Annotated in this window: 14 protein-coding genes; 6 read left to right on the top strand and 8 right to left on the bottom strand. The window is 74.4% G+C overall.

The window, feature by feature from the left end; translation table 11 throughout:
• Genes ACZ4TG_RS12310 through ACZ4TG_RS12290 form a run of 5 tightly spaced genes read left to right on the top strand, consistent with a single transcriptional unit; the run spans position 1 to position 8,305 of the window.
• The gene (locus ACZ4TG_RS12310; protein WP_468162110.1) at positions 1-1,314 is read left to right on the top strand and encodes a hypothetical protein; all 1,314 of its coding nucleotides are present in this window, start codon (positions 1-3) and stop codon (positions 1,312-1,314) included.
• The gene (locus tag ACZ4TG_RS12305) at positions 1,311-4,088 is read left to right on the top strand and encodes a serine/threonine-protein kinase (protein WP_468161886.1); all 2,778 of its coding nucleotides are present in this window, start codon (positions 1,311-1,313) and stop codon (positions 4,086-4,088) included. The genes ACZ4TG_RS12310 and ACZ4TG_RS12305 overlap by 4 nt, the downstream gene beginning before the upstream one ends.
• A 3-nt stretch (positions 4,089-4,091) precedes the next feature.
• A complete protein-coding gene (locus tag ACZ4TG_RS12300; RefSeq protein WP_468161885.1) occupies positions 4,092-5,828 on the top strand; it encodes a protein phosphatase 2C domain-containing protein in 1,737 nt (578 codons plus the stop codon).
• 30 nt (positions 5,829-5,858) lie between these two features.
• Positions 5,859-7,187: a vWA domain-containing protein gene (locus tag ACZ4TG_RS12295; protein WP_468161884.1), complete on the top strand. Its 1,329-nt coding sequence runs from the start codon at positions 5,859-5,861 to the stop codon at positions 7,185-7,187.
• 47 nt (positions 7,188-7,234) lie between these two features.
• Positions 7,235-8,305, top strand: coding sequence for an FHA domain-containing protein (locus tag ACZ4TG_RS12290; RefSeq protein WP_468162109.1), 1,071 nt, complete (start codon positions 7,235-7,237; stop codon positions 8,303-8,305).
• Here the strand turns inward: ACZ4TG_RS12290 and ACZ4TG_RS12285 are convergent.
• Positions 8,286-9,290: a methyltransferase domain-containing protein gene (locus tag ACZ4TG_RS12285; protein ID WP_468161883.1), complete on the bottom strand. Its 1,005-nt coding sequence runs from the start codon at positions 9,288-9,290 to the stop codon at positions 8,286-8,288. The two genes, ACZ4TG_RS12290 and ACZ4TG_RS12285, sit on opposite strands and share 20 nt — an antisense overlap.
• Before the next feature lie 148 nt (positions 9,291-9,438).
• Here ACZ4TG_RS12285 and ACZ4TG_RS12280 point away from each other — a divergent pair, with 148 nt between their 5' ends.
• Entirely contained in the window at positions 9,439-9,843 is a 405-nt protein-coding gene (locus ACZ4TG_RS12280) for a globin (RefSeq protein WP_468161882.1), read from the top strand.
• 161 nt (positions 9,844-10,004) lie between these two features.
• Here the strand turns inward: ACZ4TG_RS12280 and ACZ4TG_RS12275 are convergent, their stop codons facing one another.
• From ACZ4TG_RS12275 to ACZ4TG_RS12245, 7 genes are all read right to left on the bottom strand, one after another.
• The gene (locus tag ACZ4TG_RS12275) at positions 10,005-10,724 is read right to left on the bottom strand and encodes a DUF8010 domain-containing protein (protein WP_468161881.1); all 720 of its coding nucleotides are present in this window, start codon (positions 10,722-10,724) and stop codon (positions 10,005-10,007) included.
• Positions 10,721-11,194 carry an acyl-CoA thioesterase gene (locus ACZ4TG_RS12270; protein ID WP_468161880.1) on the bottom strand — a complete coding sequence of 158 codons (474 nt, stop codon included), beginning with the start codon at positions 11,192-11,194 and terminating at the stop codon, positions 10,721-10,723. The genes ACZ4TG_RS12275 and ACZ4TG_RS12270 overlap by 4 nt, the downstream gene beginning before the upstream one ends.
• Before the next feature lie 11 nt (positions 11,195-11,205).
• Positions 11,206-12,870 (bottom strand): energy-dependent translational throttle protein EttA, encoded by a 1,665-nt coding sequence (ettA, locus tag ACZ4TG_RS12265; protein ID WP_468161879.1) that lies wholly within the window; start codon positions 12,868-12,870, stop codon positions 11,206-11,208.
• Between the two features lie 431 nt (positions 12,871-13,301).
• Complete coding sequence (locus tag ACZ4TG_RS12260) at positions 13,302-14,573, bottom strand: ALF repeat-containing protein (protein WP_468161878.1); 1,272 nt, start codon at positions 14,571-14,573, stop codon at positions 13,302-13,304.
• 112 nt (positions 14,574-14,685) lie between these two features.
• Entirely contained in the window at positions 14,686-16,314 is a 1,629-nt protein-coding gene (locus ACZ4TG_RS12255; protein ID WP_468161877.1) for a phosphatase PAP2 family protein, read from the bottom strand.
• A gap of 64 nt (positions 16,315-16,378) precedes the next feature.
• Entirely contained in the window at positions 16,379-17,524 is a 1,146-nt protein-coding gene (locus ACZ4TG_RS12250) for a TQXA domain-containing protein (protein WP_468161876.1), read from the bottom strand.
• A 173-nt stretch (positions 17,525-17,697) separates the two neighbouring features.
• A complete protein-coding gene (locus ACZ4TG_RS12245; protein ID WP_468161875.1) occupies positions 17,698-18,105 on the bottom strand; it encodes a single-stranded DNA-binding protein in 408 nt (135 codons plus the stop codon).
• Positions 18,106-18,189 lie beyond the last annotated feature (84 nt).

Genomic DNA, 18,189 nt, shown 5'->3' with positions numbered 1-18,189 from the left:
ATGAGCCGGGTGGGCCGTCCGGGGGCGGGGCCGGCAGTGATGGACCGGGACGACGTGGACCGGGCGCTGACCCGCCTCGGCGCGGAGCACGAGGCCGTCGAGACCTCCCTGCTCGCGCTCCAGGACCACGCCGGGCGCCGGCTGCTGGAGGGCGCCGCGCTGACCGGGGTCACCAAGGAGCGCTGGGCCGCCGCCGACACGGCGGTCACCCGGCTGTGGACGTACTTCGACGCCTACAGCGGGGCGCTGGCGGCCGCCCGGGAGATCCGCGAGCGGCGCCGCTGGCCGAGCCGCGAGGACCTGGTGGAGCTGACCGAGCGGCTGCGCGGGCAGGGGGTGATGATCGCCGGGGCCGGGGCCGAGGGCGTCGCGCTGGCGGAGCGGTTCTCCCTGGCGGAGCTGGTGGCCCGGATGAACGAGCTGTACGCGAGCTCCCTGGACGTGGTGGTCGCCGCCGACGCGGTGTGGTCGGCGCTGCCCGCCCGGATCGACCTGCTCGCCGCCGAACTGCACCGGACGCGCTCGCTGGCGCGCTCGGTGGGGGTGCGGCCGGGCGAGCACCCCTCGGGGGACGACCTGGAGGAGATCACCGCCGAGCTGACGGAGCTGCGGGAGCAGGTGATCGCGGACCCGCTGGCGTTCTGGGTTCCCTCGACGGCGAGTTCCGCTCCAGGCGGGGGCCGTCCGGACACCGGCCGCTACGACCGGGCGGCGCGCGCGCTGGACGACGTACGGCGGGAGATCGAGGCGGTCCTGGACGTACGGCAGGACGCCGAGCAGCGGCTGATCAGCCTGCGGGACGTGCTCTCGCGGGCCGACCGGACGCTGGCGGAGGCGCGGACGGCTCGCGGCGAGGTGCTGGCGAAGATCGCGGCCTCGGAGGTTCCGGCGGTGAGCGGACCGCCGACCGCCCTGCAGGAGCAGCTGGCGGCGGCGGCCGAGTACCGGCGGCAGTCCCAGTGGCACCGGCTGTCCCCGCTGCTGGAATCCCTGGAGGAGCGGGCCGAGGAGGAATTGCACAGGGCCCGCGAATCGTTGACCGCGGTGACGGCTCCGCTCGCGGTGCGGGCCGAATTGCGCGGCCGGCTGGACGCGTACAAGGCCAAGGTGGCCCGGCACGGCATGGCGGAGGACCCGCTGCTGATCGAGCGGTACGACACCGCCCGCCGGATGCTGTGGAGCGCGCCCTGCGACCTGCGGGCCGCCGAACAGGCCGTCCTGCGCTACCAGCAGGCGACGGCCGAGTCACTGGCCGCGCAGCAGGACCGGCCCGACGAACACTGGCCCCAGCGGCCGGGGAAGGATGACGCATGAGCCTGAGCGGAACGGCGTGCGTTCGCCCCGGCTGCCCGGGGACGTACGAGGACATGGGCGGCGGCGAGCTGTACTGCGACACCTGCGGGCTGGCGCCGATCGGCTCCGTCGCCGCGGGCGCGGAGGAACTGGTGTCGCCGCCGACGGGCATGACGAGCGCGGCGCGCCGCGGTGATTCCCCGGGCTCGGCGGGCTCGCACGGCTCGGGCCGCTCCTCGTCCTCCTCCTCGGCGGCCTCGGCGCGCTCCTCCCGCTCCTCCCGCTCCTCCTCCTCGCGGCGCTCGGTGTCCGGGCGGCTGTCGCGCTCCCTGTCGGGGGCCGCCTCCACCCGCTCGGTGTCGGTGCGCAGTTCGGGCTCGGCCGCCTCGGCCTCGGGGCGCGGCCGGCTCGGGGCCGGGCTGGTCAACGTCCCGGAGGTGCCCCGCCCCGACCCTTCGGCCGCGGTACTGGAGAACCCCGAGGTGCCGGAGCGCAAGCGGTTCTGCTCGCGCTCCGACTGCGGGGCGCCGGTGGGGCGCGCACGGGGTGACCGGCCGGGCCGGACGGAAGGCTTCTGCACCAAGTGCGGGCACCCGTACTCCTTCGTGCCCAAGCTGCGCGCGGGCGACGTCGTGCGCGGCCAGTACGAGGTCGCGGGCTGCCTCGCGCACGGCGGCCTGGGCTGGGTGTACCTGGCGGTCGACCGGGCGGTCTCGGACCGCTGGGTGGTGCTCAAGGGCCTGCTGGACACCGGGGACCAGGACGCGATGGAGGCGGCGATCTCCGAGCGGCGGTTCCTCGCGGAGATCGAGCACTCCAACATCGTGCGGATCTACAACTTCGTGGAGCACCTGGACCAGCGGACCGGTTCGCTGGACGGGTACATCGTCATGGAGTACGTGGGCGGCAAATCGCTGAAGGAGATCGCCAACGAGCGGCGCCGGCCCGACGGGCGGCGTGATCCGCTGCCGGTGGAGCAGGCGTGCGCGTACGGGATCGAGGCGCTGGAGGCCCTCGGGCACCTGCACAGCAGAAACCTTCTGTACTGCGACTTCAAGGTCGACAACGCGATCCAGCAGCAGGACCAGCTCAAGCTCATCGACATGGGCGCGGTCCGGCGGATGGACGACGACGAGTCCGCCATCTACGGCACGGTGGGCTACCAGGCGCCGGAGGTCGCGGAGCTGGGCCCGTCGGTGGCCTCCGACCTGTACACCGTGGCGCGCACGCTGGCCGTGCTGACCTTCGACTTCCAGGGCTACACGAACGTGTTCGCGGATTCCCTGCCGGATCCCGAGCACATCGAGGTCTTCGGGCGGTACGAGTCCTTCTACCGGCTGCTGGTACGGGCCACCGACCCGGACCCGGGCCGTCGGTTCGCCTCCGCGCAGGAGATGGCGGACCAGCTGACGGGCGTGCTGCGGGAGGTCGTGGCGCTCCAGACGGGCAAGCCGCGGCCGCAGCTGTCGACCCTGTTCGGGCCGGAACTGCGGGTGCCCGACACCCAGTTGTACGCGGACCGGCCGGGCTCCGAGGTGTCCCGGCTGGGGGCACGGCCCGTCACCGGCCGCGGGCTGCCGGGGCGGCAGGTACGGGCGGCGGCCGTGACCGCGGGCGCCGCGGTGCCGGTGGCTCCGTCCGCGGTGGCGGCCGTCGCCCCGGCGGGCGGCGCGGGCGGCGCTCGGGAGGCTGCTCCGGTGGCTCCGGTGGCTCCGGTGGCTGCGCTCGGCAGCACCGCCACCCATGTCGCGGCCGGGCCGCCCGGCCCCCGGCAGGCCGCCGCGATCGGCGCGGTGACCGGGCCGGTGCCCGCGGCCACGCCGCTGCCGGCCCCCCGGCAGGCCCCCGAGCTGCGGCACAGCGGCAGCGGGCTCGCGGCGCTGGACGCCCGGAGCACGGCACTGGCCCTGCCGGTGCCGCTGGTGGACCCGGCCGACCCCAATGCCGGGTTCCTCGCCGGACTCCTCGCCTCCGCACCCGCCGACCTGCTGGGCGCGCTGGGCTCGGCGCCCGCCGACTCCGCCGAGCTGCGGCTGCGGGAACTGCGGGCCCGGCTCGAACTGGGCGAACTGTCCGTGGCCGGGCAGGCCCTGGCCGAGCTGGAGGTCCGGCACCCGGACGACTGGCGGGTGGTGTGGGCCCGCGGTATCGCCTCGCTGGCCACCGGGGACGACGAGATAGCGGCCCTGTCCTTCGACGCGATCTACGATGCCTTCCCCGGCGAACCGGCGCCGAAGCTGGCGCTGGGCCTGTGCGCCGAGGTCCTGGGGCAGCTGGACAACGCCGCCGAGTACTACCGGCTGGTGTGGAGCACCGACCCCGGCTTCGTGAGCGCGGCGTTCGGACTGGCCCGCGTACAACTGGCCGCCGGTGACCGGGCCGGGGCGGTGCGCACCCTGGAATCCGTGCCGGAGGCGTCCATCCACTACACCGCCGCCCGGGTGGCGGCGGTACGGGCACGCCTGCGCGACCGGTCCCCTGAGGAGGCCCTGGTGGCCGACCTCACCGCCGCCGCGGCGCAGGTGGAGGCGCTGGCGCGGCTCGGGCTGGACGCGGAGCGGCACGAACGGCTGTCGACGGAGGTTCTGGGCTCGGCCCTGGACTGGGTACTGTCGGGTAGCCGGGGTGCCGACCCCGGCCGGACCTCGCTGCTCGGCAGTCAACTGGACGAGCGGGGGCTGCGCTTGGGCCTGGAGCGCTCGTACCGCGTCCTCGCTCGGCTGGCGCAGCGGGGCGAGGAGAGGATCGAACTGGTGGAACGGGCAAACCGTTTCCGTCCCCGGACGTGGGTGTGATTGATGTCGATGCATCGGCTGTCGGGCTGCCCCAGCTGCGCTGAGCCCCTGGAGGAGGGCGACCGTTTCTGCGGCGTCTGCGGTTACGCCCTCTCCTCCCCAACTCCGGCTGCGGACCCCGATCCGACCCTCCCGATGGCCGTTGCCGAGGCCCCGGCCGGCGGCTACGGCTACCCGGCCCCGGTCCCGGCCGGGGTGCCCGCGCCCGGGTGGGGCAGCGCGACCGGCGCCGCCCCGACGCTGGTCGGCGACCCGGCCGCCTGGACCCCCGCACCGGCGGGGCCGCCTCCGACCGCTCCCTGGGGCCCGGGCGAAGCGCCGCACGGCACGCCCCCGGGCCACGAGCCGACACCCGCCGCGCCGCAGAGCCGGCCGGACGCGCCCAGCCCGGCGTACCCGCGCCCCGGCACGGCCGACCCGCACGGCCCGGCGTACCCGAGCACCGGTACGGCCGACGGGCACCGCCCGGCGATCGCGAACACCGACACGCCGGACGCCCCCCGGACCGGGTCCGCCGGCTCCGGCTCGCCGGACGAGCACGGCCCGGCGTACGCGAACACCGGCACGCCGCCCGAAGGCACCCCCTGGGGTCCCGCCGAGGTCCCGGCCGCCGGCGGCGGCTCCGGCCAGCAGGGCCCGTACCCCGGAGGCCGGCCGAGCGGGGGCGGCCCGCAGGGAAGCGGCCCCGCCCAGGAGCCCCCGTACCCCGGCGGCCAGCCGAGCGGCGGGCAGCCGAGCGGCGGGCTGCCGAGCGGCCCGGCCGAGCGGTACGACCCGCCCGTCCCGGCCCCCGCCGCCGACGGCAAGACCTGCGTCGCCTGCCGCGCCGGCCAGGTGGACACCGACGGGTACTGCGAGCACTGCGGCCACGCTCAGCCCCGTGAGCGCGACCACCTCGAAGAGGAGCTCGGCAGTGTCGCCGCCGTCAGCGACCGCGGGCTGCGCCACCACCGCAACGAGGACTCCTTCGCGGTGGCCGCCACCGCCCTCCCCGACGGTTCCGCCGCCACCGTGGCCATCGTCTGCGACGGCGTCTCCTCCGCCAGCCGCCCCGACGAGGCCTCGGCCGCCGCCGCCGGCGCCGCCAACGAGGCACTGCTCGAAGCCCTCCCCCGCGGCGCGCACCCGCAGGAGGCCATGCACGAGGCGATCCTGGCCGCGGCCGCCGCCGTGAACGCCCTGGCCCCGGAGGTGCCCGGCGCCCAGAACGCCCCCGCCTGCACGCTGGTCGGCGCCGTCGTCAGCGGCGGCCTGCTGACCATCGGCTGGGTCGGCGACAGCCGCGCGTACTGGGTCCCCGACGACCGCGCCGCCCTCCCCCGCCGCCTCACCGAGGACGACTCCTGGGCCGCCCAGATGGTCGCGGCGGGCCTGATGGGCGAGGCCGAGGCCTACGCCGACGTCCGGGCGCACGCCATCACCGGCTGGCTCGGGGCGGACGCGTACGACCTCGAACCGCACACCGCGACCTTCAAGCCGGACCACCCCGGCGTGGTCGTGGTCTGCACCGACGGCCTCTGGAACTACGCCGAGTCCGCGCGGGAGATGGCCCAGGTGCTGCCCGCCGACGCGGCGGACCGCCCGCTGCACAGCGCGCAGGTCCTGGTGGGGCACGCCCTCGACGGGGGCGGCCACGACAACGTCACCGTCGCCGTCGTGCCGTTCGCGGCCCAACCGGAACCGACCCCGGCAGCACAAGCGGAACCGCAAGCGGATGCGGAACCGCGCGCTCAGGCCTGATTCTCGACCGACCTCCTAGGAGTCCAACCGATGGCGAACTTCGCCAAGCCGAGCGCCCCGCGCTTCAGCGTGGAGGTGTACCAGAACGAGTTCCTTCCCGAGGGCGGCCGCGACGTCCACGCCATCGTCACGGTCACCTCCACCGGCGGGGCCACCGCGACCCGCGCCGCCGCGCCGGCCCCCGGCGGCGCCGCCGTCGTGATCATGGTCGACTGCTCCGGCTCCATGGAGTACCCGCCGGACAAGATGCGCGGCGCCCGCGAGGCCACCGCCGCCGCGATCGACACCCTGCGCGACGGGACGAGCTTCGCCGTGATCGCCGGCACCCACGTGGCCAAGGAGGTCTACCCCGGCCAGGGCGGCCTCGCCACCGCCGACCCGGTGACCCGCGCCCAGGCCAAGGAGGCCCTGCGGGCCCTGAGTTCCGGCGGCGGCACCGCCATCGGCACCTGGCTGCGGCTGGCCGACGGCCTGCTGCGCCGGTCCACCGCCACGATCCGGCACGGCATCCTGCTCACCGACGGCCGCAACGAGCACGAGGACCCGGCCGTGCTGCGCGCCACCCTCGACGCCTGCGCCGGCCGGTTCACCTGCGACGCGCGCGGCGTGGGCACCGACTGGGAGGTGAAGGAGGTGACCGGCATCGCGAGCGCGCTGCTCGGTTCCGCCGACATCGTGGCCGATCCGGCCCACCTCACCGAGGACTTCACCCGCATGATGGAGAACGTCATGGGCAAGGAGGTCGCGGACGTCGCACTGCGCCTGTGGACCCCGGTCGGCGTGGAGATCCAGTACGTCAAGCAGGTCGCACCCACCGTCCACGACCTCACCGACCGCCGCACCGAGGCGGGCCCGCGCGCCGGCGACTACCCGACCGGTTCGTGGGGCGACGAGTCCCGCGAGTACCACGTGTGCGTACGGGTGCCCGGCGCGGCCGTCGGCCAGGAGATGCTCGCGGCCCGGGCGACCCTGATCATGCCGGGAGCGGCGGGCGAGCCGCCGGCCACCCTCGCGCAGGGCCTGGTCCGGGCGGTGTGGACGAACGACCTCGCGGCCTCCACCGCCATCAACCCTCAGGTGGCCCACTACACGGGGCAGGCGGAACTGGCTCAGGCCATCCTGCTGGGACTGGAAGCCCGCAAAACGGGTGATGTGGACGGTGCCACGGCCAAACTCGGACGCGCCGTGCAGCTGGCGAGCGTGTCAGGGAACGCGGACACTGCCAAACTGCTCGCCAAGGTGGTGGATGTCGTGGACGCCGCGGCGGGTACTGTGCGGCTGAAAGCGAAGGTCGCCGATGCCGACGAGATGACCCTTGAAACGCGTTCGACGCAGACCGTCCGAGTGAAGAAGACCTGACAAGAAGACCTGACGCGATGACGCAGGGAGAAGGGGGAAGCGTCGCCATGCCGACCTGCCCGAACGGACACCAGTCCGCCTCCGAAGACTGGTGCGAGGTCTGCGGCCACCGCATGGCTGCCGCTACGAGCGCCCCCGCGGCGCCCTCCTACGGCTACGGCTACCCTCCCACCGCCGGTGAGCCGACCGCCCAGGCCGAGCTCTGCCCGCAGTGCCGGACCCCGCGCGAGGCCATGGCCCCGTTCTGCGAGGAGTGCCGGTACAACTTCCTGACGCGGACGGCGACCTCGTACACACCGCTCTCGCCGGAGCCGGGCAACGCCACCGGCCCCGGGGCGGGGACGGGGGCCGGGGCCACCCCGCCGCCGCCGGTGCCTTCGCCGCCGACCTTCTCGCAGGACCACTTCGACTACCAGGGCTCGCGGCCGTCCCGGGTCAACCGGCCGGCCGAGCCGCTCCAGCGCGAGGACGACTGGCTGCTGCCGCCGCCCGCGCACGAGCAGCCCTCGCAGCACCAGCAGCAGCCCCTGCGGCAGGAGTACCAGCAGGAGTACCAGCAGGCGGAGTACCAGCAGCCCCAGTACCAGCAGCAGCCTCCGCCGCAGCAGGAGTACCAGCAGCCCCAGCAGCACGAGTACCAGAACCAGCCGCCCCAGCAGCAGCACCAGCCCTTCCCCCCGCAGTCCCCGCCCCAGCCCCCGTCCCACGCCGGCGGCCCCTGGAGCGCGACGATCGGCCCCGACCGCTCGTACTTCATGGCGATGATGCAGCGCAGCGGCCCCGAGGCGGCCGGGCTGAACCTGCCCGCGTACTCCCCCGAGCAGCACCTCCCGCTCTCCGGCGGCCAGATCACCATCGGCCGCCGCCGCGCCTCCACCGGGGAGTCCCCGGACATCGACCTCTCGGTGCCGCCGGAGGACCCGGGCGTCTCGCACCAGCACGCGGTACTGGTGCAGCAGCCCGACGGCGGCTGGGCGGTGGTGGACCAGAACTCCACCAACGGCACCACCATCAACGGCGGCGAGGAACCGATCCAGCCCTACGTGCCGATCCCCCTCGCCGACGGCGACCGGGTCCACGTCGGCGCCTGGACCACCATCACCGTCCGCCGCGGCTAGCCGCCGGTCCGGCCTCCCCCAGCGGCCACGCGTACGGGCCCTGGGGGTCGTCGAGCCAGGACCACTGGCCCTCCGGCGTGACCGTGACGCCGAACCGCTCGCGCGGCGGCCGGTCCTCGCGGCGCCACAGGTCCAGCGCCTCCCGCGGGTGCAGCACGCCCGCGGTCAGGATCAGCAGGAACTGGAAGCGCTCGTTGTCCACCAGCTCGTACGGGATTCCGTGCTGCGGCGGCCCCGGGAAGTGCGCGGCCGCGCTGGCCCCGCGCAGCGGCACGAAGTACGCGGAGGTGTGCAGGAAGCGCCCCTCCGCGAAGTCGGCGTCGCGGACCGTGAGCGCGATCAGCCCGGTCGACAGCGGCCCCAGGATCCGCGCCCCGGGACTGCACTGGCCCAGCCAGGCGTCCGGGATCAGCGGCAGGGTGCAGGTCACCAGGATCCGGTCGAAGGGGGCGCGGGAGGGAACCCCGCGCGCCCCGTCCCCGGTGACCACCGTCGGCCGGTAGCCGAGCCGCGCGAGGTGGGACCGGGCCGACTCGGTGATCTCCTCGTCCAGGTCCACCGTGGTGACCAGGTCCTCGCCGAGCCGGTGGCAGAGCAGGGCGGCGTTGTAGCCGGTCCCCGTGCCGATCTCCAGCACGTTGTCCCCGTCGCGGACGTCCAGCGCCTCCAGCATCTTCGCCATCAGGGAGGGCTGGCTGCTGGAGGAGACCAGCTCGCCGTCGCGCAGCCGGGTCGCCAGCGGGGTGTCCGCGTACACCCCGCGCAGCCAGCGGGCCCGCTGCTCGGGGTGTGGATCCTCGCCCCAGAGCCGCTCGTGGCCGGCTCCGCGGTTGATCCAGAAGTACGGTACGAACATGTGCCGGGGCACCGCCGCGAACGCCGACCGCCAGCGGGGGTCGTCCAGCGCCCCGGCCGCGGTCAGCTCGCGGACCTGGGCGGCGTGCGCGGTCTCGCGCAGGTCGCGTACTTCTGCATCTGCGCCCATGTCTCCACTGTCCTGCCCGCCACCGGCGAAGGCGAGCGGTGCACCGGCGTGTTCCCGCGTGTCCCGGCGTGTCCGCCGCGTTCCGCGCGGGATGCGGGGAGGTCCTAGGACCCCGGTCCTGGGTCCGGGCGTCTGAGACGATGGTCGGGTGAATGACGATCCGCAGGGCACGGTCCAGGAGCAGACCTTCTACGAGCTGGTGGGCGGCGAGGACACCTTCCGCCGTCTGGTCCACCGCTTCTACCAGGGTGTCGCGGAGGACCCGCTGCTGCGCCCGATGTACCCGGAGGAGGACCTGGGCCCCGCCGAGGAGCGGTTCACCCTGTTCCTCATCCAGTACTGGGGCGGGCCGAGCACCTACAGCGAGAACCGCGGCCACCCGCGCCTGCGCATGCGGCACGCGCCGTTCCAGGTGGACGCGGCCGCGCACGACGCGTGGCTGAGGCACATGCGGGTGGCGCTGGACGAGCTGGGCCTGGCGCCGGAGCACGAGGCGCAGCTGTGGCGCTACCTGACGTACGCCGCCGCGTCGATGATCAACACCGCGGGCTGAGGCGTACGAGGCCCCGCGCGCCGGAATCCGGCGGCGGGGCGGCGGCGGGCAGCGGCTGCGGCGGCCCGGAGGCCTCCCCGGGGCCGCCGCCGCTACTGGAAGCCGGGTACGGGGAGCCGGGTACGGGCCGGATACGGGGCCGCGTACGGGAAAGAGCCGGCCTAGACGGGCCGGACCAGCAGGGCGCCGAGGCCCCCGGCTCCGCCGGGACGCCGCATGGCGACGGACCCGTACGGGGTGCGCAGCCGCAGCCATCCGCCGGAGGTGAACAGCGCCACCGGCGCCGCGGCCCCGGACGCGCTCGCGGCGGCGGGCACGGCGGCCCGGACCGGCCGCAGGAAGCCCAGGGACTGCGCGGCGTGCACGGCGCGCAGCGGGAGTTCGGTGTCCCCCAGGGTCCGGGACCAGATGTCGCGGCCGATGCGGTCGCGCTCGGAACGGGTCCGGTGCTGCGGGGGCAGGGCCTCGTCGCGGGCCCGGAACTCGGCGACGGAGGCGGCCACGGCCGCCCGTATCGCCTCGGGACCCGGCAGTCCGGCCACCGGCTCCCAGCCGCCGCGCGGGGGCAGCACCCCCGCCCAGGGCGGCCCGGTGACCGGCCCGGGCACGACGGCGCTCGCGCCGCTCTCGTCCACCGACTCCAGCAGCTCACCGGCGGACACCGTCAGGTCCAGCGGGGTCCCGACGGGCGCGGCGAGCCGCACCGTGCGGATGGCCAGGACCTCGAAGGACGGCGGCCGCCCGAAGACGGCGAGCGCGCCGCCGCCCGCCTGCGCCTGCAGGCGGACCGCGGCGGCGCGGTCGTAGTGCACCAGCCGGCCCAGGAAGGCGGCGAGGTCCGCCGCCTCCCCGGAGTCGGCGAAGTGCAGCTGGTCGGTCATGCCGCGAGGCGTCCTTCCGAACCCTTGGCGCGCTTGGCGTCGTGGGGCTCGTCCAGGTACTCCTCGAGGAAGCGCCGCTCCTCGGCCGTGATGCGGCGGGGCCGCCCCGCGGCGAGGTCGTACGGCACGACGACGGTCTCGGCGCGCACGTAGACCGTCTCGGGCGTCTCCTGCGTCGCCTCGTCCTTGACCTCGTAGCGGATGGTCAGGGACGCGGCGCCTATCCGGGTCACCCACGACTCGATGAGGACCGGCTCGTGGCGGTGCACGAGGGGCAGCTTGTAGTCGATCTCGTGGCGGGCCACGACGGAGCCGCCCGTGAAGGACTCACTGCCCTCCCCCGGCGCCAGGCGGAACATGAAGTCGATGCGCGCCTCCTCCAGGTAGCGGAGGAAGACGACGTTGTTGACGTGCCCGAAGGCATCCATGTCCGCCCAGCGGAGGGGGCACCGGTAGTGGTGTCTGGCCATGGTGGTCGGCCTCAGCCTCGGGTGAGCTTCTTGTAGGTGGCACGGTGCGGACGAGCCGCGTCCGGGCCGAGACGCTCGATCTTGTTCTTCTCGTACGACTCGAAGTTGCCCTCGAACCAGTACCACTTGGAGTCGCCCTCGTACGCCAGGATGTGCGTGGCGACCCGGTCGAGGAACCAGCGGTCGTGGGAGATGACCACGGCCGCACCGGGGAACTCCAGCAGCGCGTTCTCGAGCGAGGACAGGGTCTCGACGTCGAGGTCGTTGGTGGGCTCGTCGAGGAGCAGCAGGTTGCCGCCCTCCTTGAGCGTCAGCGCCAGGTTCAGACGGTTGCGCTCACCACCGGACAGGACGCCGGCCGGCTTCTGCTGGTCCGGGCCCTTGAAGCCGAAGGCGCTGACGTACGCGCGGGACGGCATCTCGACCTGGCCGACGTTGATGTAGTCCAGCTCGTCCGACACGACCGCCCAGAGGGTCTTCTTGGGGTCGATGTTGGCGCGGCTCTGGTCGACGTAACTGATCTTGACCGTGTCGCCGACCTTGATGGCGCCGGAGTCCGGCGTCTCCAGGCCCTGGATCATCTTGAAGAGCGTGGTCTTGCCGGCACCGTTCGGACCGATGATGCCGACGATGCCGTTGCGCGGCAGCGTGAAGGACAGGTCGTCGATGAGGACCTTGTCACCGAACGCCTTGGAGAGGTTGTTGACCTCGACCACGATCGAGCCCAGACGCGGGCCCGGCGGGATCTGGATCTCCTCGAAGTCCAGCTTGCGCATCTTGTCCGCTTCGGCCGCCATCTCCTCGTAGCGGGCGAGACGGGCCTTGGACTTGGTCTGGCGGCCCTTGGCGTTGGAGCGGACCCACTCCAGCTCTTCCTTGAGGCGCTTCTGGCGCTTCTCGTCCTTGCGGCCCTCGACCTTGAGACGGGTGGCCTTCTTCTCCAGGTACGTGGAGTAGTTGCCCTCGTACGCGATCGCCCGGCCGCGGTCGAGCTCGAGGATCCACTCGGCGACGTTGTTCAGGAAGTACCGGTCGTGGGTGACGGCGATGACGCAGCCCGCGTACTTCGAGAGGTGCTGCTCCAGCCAGTTCACCGACTCGGCGTCGAGGTGGTTGGTGGGCTCGTCGAGGAGGAGCAGGTCAGGGGCCTCGATCAGCAGCTTGCAGAGCGCCACGCGGCGCTTCTCGCCACCGGAGAGGTTGGTGACCGGCCAGTCGCCGGGGGGGCAGCCCAGGGCGTCCATGGCCTGCTCCAGCTGGGCGTCGAGGTCCCAGGCGTTGGAGTGGTCCAGGTCCTCCTGGAGCTTGCCCATCTCGTCCATGAGCGCGTCGGTGTACTCGACGCCCATCAGCTCGGCGACCTCGTTGAAGCGCTTGAGCTTCTTCATGGTGTCGGCCGCGCCGTCCTGGACGTTCTCCAGGACCGTCTTGGACTCGTCGAGCTTGGGCTCCTGCATCAGGATGCCGACGGTGAAGCCGGGCGACAGGAAGGCGTCGCCGTTGGACGGCTGCTCCAGGCCCGCCATGATCTTCAGAACGGTGGACTTACCGGCGCCGTTCGGGCCGACCACACCGATCTTCGCGCCGGGCAGGAAGTTCAGGGTGACGTCATCAAGAATCACCTTGTCGCCGTGCGCCTTGCGCGTCTTGCGCATGGTGTAGATGAACTCAGCCAAGAGAAACCGTCCGGCAGATCGATGGGTGGGCAGATACACCCCATCTTGCCTGACGTCCACCCCGTGGGGGAAACGCGTATGGTCAGGGCCCCTGAACCGGCCGCGGGCCGCGGACGGCCTCGGGACGGCCTCCGGACGGCCTCCGGACGGCCCCGGCGAGGGCCGGCCCGGGAGCCGTTCCCGCAGGTGACGGGGCCCGGATCCGGGCGCTGCGCCGCCCCGGCCATGCCGTCCGCGGCACGCGAACACCGCCCGCCGCCGCCCCGGGCCGGGCAGGATGCCGCTGAGGTGACCTGCCCAGTCGATCAGGGGGTTCCGTGGGAAGCGCATCGCCTCCGGCCTATGGGCGGCAACCCTGACCCGGTCCCGCGCGGACGACCGGGGGCCGGGGCCGCGCGGCAACCGGGGGCCGGGGCCGCGCGGGGCTGTCGTCAGGCCCGGGAGCCCTGGCGGCGCATGCGGGCGGCGAGCAGGAGGCCCGCGCCGGCGGTGAGCGCGGTGCCGGCGCCCGCGGCGGCCCAGCCGCTGTCGGTGCCGGTGGCGGCCAGCGAGGAGCCGGCGCCGTTCGCGGTCACGGTGTTGCCGCCCGTGGCGACGGCGGGCTGGACGCCGGAGCCGTTGCCACTGCCGCCGCCGTTGTTCCCGGTGCTGCCGCCGCCCTGCACGGGCTTGCCACCGGCCTCGGCGGCCTTGTCCTTCGCGCGGGCTTCGTGCTGCCCGGTCTTGAGGAAGTCGGCGCGGTCCTGGGCGGTGCCCTTGAGCGCGGCCTTGCCGGCCTTGGCGACCTCGGGGCCGCCATCGTTGATGATCTTCGAGATGAGGACCTGGTTGTCCTCGTCGCGCAGCTCGTGCTGGGTGACCTCGACGAAGCGGCGCAGCTCGGCGGCGGTCGGGCTGCCGCGGAACATCGCCTTGATCGCCGCGCGCAGGCCGGGACCGGCGCCCTCGTACATCCGGGCCATCTCGACGCGGTCGTCGTCGGCGCGGGCCAGATACTGCCCCTTCTCCATGAACGCGCGCAGCTCGGCGGGGGTGCCGTTCAGGGCCTTCTCGCCCTCCTCGCGCACCCCGTTGCCCGCCTTCGGGTCCGAGATCATGCGGACGATCGCCACCCGGTCGTCGGAGGCGCGGGCCTTGTGCTGGCCCGTCTCGACGAATGCCCGCAGCTGCGCGGGGGTGCCGCCCAGAGCCTTCTCGCCCTCCTCGCGGACCATACGGCCGGCGCCGGGGGCTGAGATGATCCGGACGGTCTCGACCCGGTCGTCGGAGGCGCGGGCCTTGTGCTGGCCCGTCTCCAGGAAGGCCCGCATGGCGGCCGCGCCCTCGTCGATGGCCTTGCTGCCGTGCCTGCGGACGGCCGAGCCCGGCTTCGCCGCGGCCATCAGCCGCAGGATCTCCATCCGGTCGTCCTCGGCCTGCTGCTCCTTGTCCGCGGCCTTGTCGCCCGCCGGCTTGTCGGCCGCCGCCCTGTCGCCCGCCGGCTTGTCGGCCGCCGGCTTCGCGTCCTGCTGCTGCGCCGGCTTCGCCGCGGTGTCCCCGGCGGCCTGGGTGGCGGGGGCCGCGTCCGGCGCGGTCGGCGACGGGGGCGCGACCGGGGCGGGGGCGGAGTCGTCGGCGAACGCCGGCGAGGAGAGCAGGACGGCCGGAGCAATGGCGGCCGCGGTGACCGCGGCAGCGATCCGGGACAACTTCACAGAGAGCACCCACTCTTCATCAAACCGATGATCATTTGTGCGCACACTCTACGAGGCGGACCCGGACCGGACGACCGATTATCTAGGGTTCGTCAAGTTCGCTTGACTTACGCCACATTCGTCACCTCTGGGCCCGGTGGGGGCGGTAGACGGTGAGGGCGTCGGGCAGTTCGTCGAGGACGAAGGCCCTGGGCGCCTTGGCGTACTCGCCGTCGTAGGCGAGCGGGGTCCCGTCCGGGACCTCCGAGACGCGCAGGCTCCGCAGCCGGGTGGCGACGTGGACCGGGGACCGGCTGAGGGGCCCGGCGAAGGCGGCGGCCAGCAGCCGCGGGCCGGGACGGCCACCGCCGAGGACGAGCCGTACGTCGAGCAGGCCCTCACCGAGGCTGTCGCGGCGGCGGGGGGTGGGGCCGGTCCCGTGGTAGGTGCCGTTGCCCGCGAACAGCAGCCAGACGCTGCGCGGACGCCCGGCCAGGCTCAGCCGTACGGGCCGCTCGGCGCGCAGCACCCGCCATGCCGCCAGCAGCGCGGCCGGACCACCGCCGATCCGGGGCGCCCAGCGCAGCCGGTGCCGCAGCAGCTCGGGGTAGGCGCCGATGCTGAAGTTGTTCAGGAAGTACCCGGACTCCTCCCGCGCCACCCCGGCACCCGAGCCGGAGCCGGAGCCGGAGCCAGATTCGGCACCCGAGCCGGAGCCAGATTCGGCCCCAGAGCCGGCCCCGGAGACGGCCCCGGAACCGGACCCCGCTTCCGGGCCCGCGCCGGACTCGCGCAGCGGGCCCGGGGTGAAGCGGCCGACGCCGACGCGGACGGCGAGGCCCTCGGCCACCGCCCGGCAGGTGTCCTCCACTCCGGTGAGTCCGAGGTCCAGCGCGAAGTGGTTCAGGGTGCCGCCGGGGAACACCGCGAGCGGCACCCCCGCCCGCAGCGCCGCGGTGGCGGCCGCGTTGATGGTGCCGTCGCCGCCGCAGACCCCGAGCACCGTGGCCCGGGAGGCCGCGGCGGCCAGTGCGTCCGCCAGCTCGGGGCCGCCGCACTCGACCACCTCCGCCTTGGGCAGCCGTTTGCGCAGCCCGTCGAGCAGTGCGGCGGTGGCCGTACCCGACCCGGTGTTCACCACCACCGTCAGCCCGGACCCGTCCGGCAGCGCGGGCGCCCCGGTGTCAGGCCGCTCGTCGCCCGGCACGACCCTGGCCTCCTCCACCCCGCGCGCGAGCCTGCGTACGACGAGCCCCGCCGCCACCCCGAGCGCCGCGCCCACCACCACGTCGGACGGGTAGTGCACCCCGGTGTAGACGCGGGAGAACGCCACCGACGCGGCCACCGGGGCCAGTGCGGCGCCCCAGCGCGGGTCCTCCAGGGCGAGTCCGGCGGTGAAGGCGAAGGCCGACGCCGAGTGCCCGGAGGGGAAGGAGGTGGTGTGGGGCTGCGTGGTCAGCTGCCGTACCGCCGGCACCCCTTCCAGCAGCGGCCGGCGGCGGCGCACCGACCACTTCCCGACGGTGTTGATCGTCGCCGAGGCCAGCGCGAGGGAGGCCGCCCCGCGCACGGCGGCCTTCCGGGCCCGCGCCGAGCCGAAGACGGCCAGCGCGGCGGCGGTCCCGCCCCACAGCACGCCGTGGTTCGCGGCCCGGCCCAGCCTGGGCAGCACCTTGTCGGCGCCGGGCCAGTGCCGGCGGGCCACCGCGTCGAAGAGCTGCCGGTCCCATCGCGCGACCGTGCCTTGCCAGGTCAGTTCCTGTTCAGCCATTTCCAGCGCCTACCCCGCGCCCTGGATCCGGAACCAGTCCCACCCGCCACAAGGGCTACGAGGCTTACGCCTCTTCCTCGCCCTCCAGCGGCCGCTTGCGCAGCAGCAGGACCACCATGCCGCCCAGCACCACCAGGCCCACCGCCAGGGAGGCGATCACCGGGGTCGCCGCCGAGCTGCCGCTGGTGGCCAGGCGTTCCCCGTCCGGGGAGTCCTCGGCCGCCGCGGCGGACCCGGCGCCCGCCTCCGACACGGCCGGACCGGACACACCGCCCATCGGAACCACCTGGGGCTCCGGCCAGACCGCCCTCGCCGTGGCCGCCGTCGCGGACTCGCTGGATCCGGCCACGATCTGCGCCTGGTCCGGGATCCCGTTGGCGAAGACCCGCCCGACCGGCACCTTGGTGGAGCCCTGCACGGTGACCGAGGCCAGCCCGTCCGCCGTGCCCGGGGGCACCTCGAAGTACAGCCGGCTGCCGTTGGCGGCGGCGGTGAGCGGCCGCCCCTCGGCGTCCACGACCCGCACCCCCATCGCCACGGCCGCCGCGTCCGGGGTGACCGTGACGCTCTGCGCCCCCGTCCGGACCGTGACCGGGCCGAGCCGGGTGCCGACCGGCCCCGACACCGGGCCCGACACCTCACCGGGGTCCAGCCCCAGCGAGGCCGGCGGCTCCGGCATCCGGCCCGCCTCCCGCTGGAGGTAGTCGGCCAGCTTCTCCGCCGCCGGGTCGGTGGCCTCCACCTGCGCGCCGTCCGCCAGCCGCCAGATGGCCACCTGGGTCCCGGCCGCGGCGCTCTCCGCGGTCAGCGCATCGGCGCCGGCCGCCTTCGCCAGCCCGGCGAGGTCGTTGAGCTGCGGGTAGGAGTGCTCCAGCACCCAGCGGATCCGGCCCGCCTCGTTGTTCCCGGCGAGGGGGCTGGCACCCCACCCGCTCTCGGTGTACCGGGCCTGGGGCTGCGCGTAGCCCGCGACCCCGACGCCGTACGTCTGGAGCATGCCGCCGCCGTCGACCCGCATCTCGTACAGCCCGGCCGGGATCTGCCGCACGGCGCCGTCCCCGGTGCGCAGGACGGCCTGCCCGTAGGTCTTCAGCCCGTCCAGCACGGCGCTCGCGCCCTCGGGGGCCCGGCCCGCAGCCGGGCCGGAGTCCGCCGCGGCCCGGGCTCCGGGCGCGGCGGCCAGGGCCGCGGCCAGCAGCGCCACCGCCAACGGCCTTCGCGCGGAGCCCCGTACGGAAACGGCGGCGCCCCGTACAGGAACAGCAGAGGCAGGAGCGGAATCAGGAACGGAGGATGCGGGAACAGCGATCGACACAGTCTTCCCCTCCGGGTCGAAGACCCAGGTGCCCGTGAGTACCGGGGAATCCTAGCCGCCTCGAACACTCAGACCACCGCCGCCTTCTGAGTGGACATCAGCGGGGTATCGGTTTTGACGACCCGCCGGAATGCCGCCGTCCCCCGGTTCAGGTCGTGTCCGATGGTCATGGCGTCGATGTCCGCGGAGAACCAGCGGACGCCGTCCCCGTCGGGTGGGTCCTCGCGGACCCGCAGCCGTCCGTGCACCACGAGCGGTTCGCCCACGGACACGGAACTGGCCAGATTCACCGCCAGCGTCCGCCGCGCCCACACGGTGTAGAAGCTGGTGGCCGCGTCCGTCCAGGTATCCGTCCGCCGGTCGAAGTACCTGGGCGTCACCGCGAATCGGAACCTCGCCGACGGCCCGGTCGGCGTCTCCTTGAAGTCGATCCGGGTCGCCACATGGCCCACCAGCGTCACCAGGGTGTCGTTCATCCCGGCCGCACCTCCCCCGCATACCGCACCCGTACGGACCATCCGCACGAGGTACGACCATGCTGGCCCGGTGCCCGGGATCCC

The sequence above is a fragment of the Streptomyces sp. NPDC028314 genome (genome assembly GCF_055565795.1).
This window is presented reverse-complemented; position numbering and strand designations above follow the sequence as displayed.